Below are 2,556 nucleotides of genomic sequence, written 5' to 3' on the forward strand. Positions count from 1 at the left end.
TTTGCATAGGCAGTCTTTCAGACTGCGAGCTATCCATCCCCGAACTAGAAGTACGAGGCTTTCCGCTCAATTTGGTAAACAAAGTTCACACCGCTGGCGATGTTTTCTGGATGATTATGAACCAAATCAAACTTTGCTGGTCTGAAGATTTAGAAAATTCAGAAAACAAATTATTGATGGAATGAATGATGCTGCCATGGATGTCCCGCGCTACTCTCTTTAACCTGTTCAGTCGCACCGTTCCGGAAACAGATGTTTCCTCTAATGTGCCCACTTCGGGTTTGAGCAATCAAACGGCTCGATCGGGTGGGTCCTCCGGTTGCTCTTTACACCAGCGGCACATCACTTCCACTCTCGACCAGCGTCGTGAATGGGTATCCCGGGTTCAGAATGCAATAGGCAATATTGACATTCCATTTGGTAATAAATTGCTGCGAGAACAGATAGATAAAGCCCAGTATGATCTTAAAAGGTTGAGTAAGGACCATCCCGGGGACAATCAAAGATTCTATCTGTCTTCCTTGCAAGCACTGATCAAAACCCTTGTCAGCGATATTACCCTTCCCGAAAATATTTCCGTTCTGCAAACGCTGGCTGATTTGGGGCTGGGACTTGATGCTGATTGGATGATTTGTACAATCAATATACCTCCCCAATTACTAAAGCAACTCTTGGGTAACACACGCCATGAAACAGTGCTGAGACTTCTTGGCAACCTTGCCAAAACAATGATGTGCAGGGCTGATCCGGACTTTATGGCAATATTGGACAGATACCTGACCCCGAGGCAACTGCAGAAAACAGCCCGGGAGCTTATGAGTGAGATGGCACAACAACGTTGCCCTCGTCTAACAAAAATTAATCAATCTCTTCGGATTTCCGATGGCTCAGCGCCCTATCTGATAACCGCTATTTTCGAATCACTGGACATCAGACATGGCGACCTTCAGACGTCACAGGATTTCTGCCAGACCATCACCACGGCACTGGGTTCAGAGTTTTTCATATTGCAACTTTGTATGCTGGAGGTGAATGCCCAAAGGCATGAAAAGCTGATTCTGGAAGCACTGAAAAAGCTGGATCATCAGGAGCGGGAACAGCTTCTGGTCTGTGCCTTTATCCTGGGCCAGCGGGAATTTTTCAAGCGGTTGCTGGCAGGCGCCTTACCCACAATTCTTAATCAGACATTTAATAACGGCAGTAATATTCTGCACCTTATGGCGACAGCACTTCCGAGCAGTTACTCTAACGGCGAATTATGCAGATATCACTGTCTGGAGGCTTATCTCCCCCGTTATGACCAGCTGTTTGAATATCTGCCCGCCAGAATTCTGGCTAATCAACAGGACCACAGCGGCGCAACACCGCTGTTGCTTTTATACCGACATCACTGTGCGCAATTAGCCTCAACACACCTATCCGGAAAGGATGACAGTCAACTGGCCAGAACCCGGCGCAGCGCTCTGATCAAGCTAACCACTTCTGGCCATCTCATTGATTGTATGAAGGAACATTTAGACGGAAAACGCCCTTTGAATGTCAACTGGTTTACTGAGTTCCTGCAACTGTTTAAATCCCTGCCGCCGTCTACTTTCAAAGCAGTCAGCTTGCGCTCTGCTGAGTATTCATACGGCGCACAACTAAGACACCCCCCCCCGCCCCGTGCAACACAGTCACTTCAGCCTGTTATCAACTATTTTGAGCATCACACAGACGTTTTACGGGATGAGCAGCAAACACTGGAATTAATCAGGTTAATACATCAGAACGGGTTACCGGTTGAATATGCTGCGCAGGTGCTCCGGGTTGTCTCTCCGGACATGCAAAAAAAACTACTTGAGCACCTGTCAGCAACACCTGATGATCGCGACTCACTGTTTATTGAACGGCGCTGCGACCTATATTATCGCAATAAGTTCTATCCATGGCATCTGATTGCCCTTGGGGTTGGTGCCGGGTGTGCACTTAATCCAGACAGGTTTTATAGCGAATGTTTCCTCCGGGAGGTGGCTGAATTTAACAGGAAACACCCAAAAGAGACGGTGCCGGCAATGTCCGGGCTTTGGGAAGCGGAGTTGATCAACAGCGGGAATATTGAAATTTACGGTCGCAGTCTGGCTTTTCCTTCCGCAGAGGTACCTCAGGGTTATCGCCGTTTCAAGTTTCTGAAACAACAGCCTGGTTCCACAGAAGACTGGCATGATTTTGTCCGTGAACAGCCACAACTGGATTTTTTTCGAACGCATAAAGCTGAGCTGGGCCTTGAAAGCACACTGCTGAAACCACGGGGCATCTATCGTCTGAGCAATGCCCTGAATAAGCTCAAAGCCTGCAGATTACCTGATGAAACCCTGGCAACCATTGCCCTGGAGCCAGATGGTTCGGCACTGCTACAAGTCTTTGATGATGAAAAAAACTCCCAACTGTATCACCACTATCCTTATGAAACGGAAGGAGTGGCAGGGCTCTCAGTGCAGGCATCGTTTGAAGGCCTCAGGCTTTTTGCCAGAGATGCGGGTCGTCTCTGGCAACACAATTTTCAGGCACCGGATACAT

General features: G+C 48.0%; 2 protein-coding genes. Both read left to right on the forward strand.

Annotation, left to right across the window (positions count from 1 at the left end; translation table 11 throughout):
- On the forward strand, positions 1 to 185 hold a 185-nt coding region (locus KDK16_RS10470), incomplete at its 5' end, for a hypothetical protein (protein WP_257276028.1).
- Positions 186 to 2,556 (forward strand): hypothetical protein (locus tag KDK16_RS10475; RefSeq protein WP_257276030.1); only part of this gene is annotated, 2,371 nt, incomplete at its 3' end.

Source organism: Endozoicomonas sp. SESOKO4 (genome assembly GCF_024606275.1).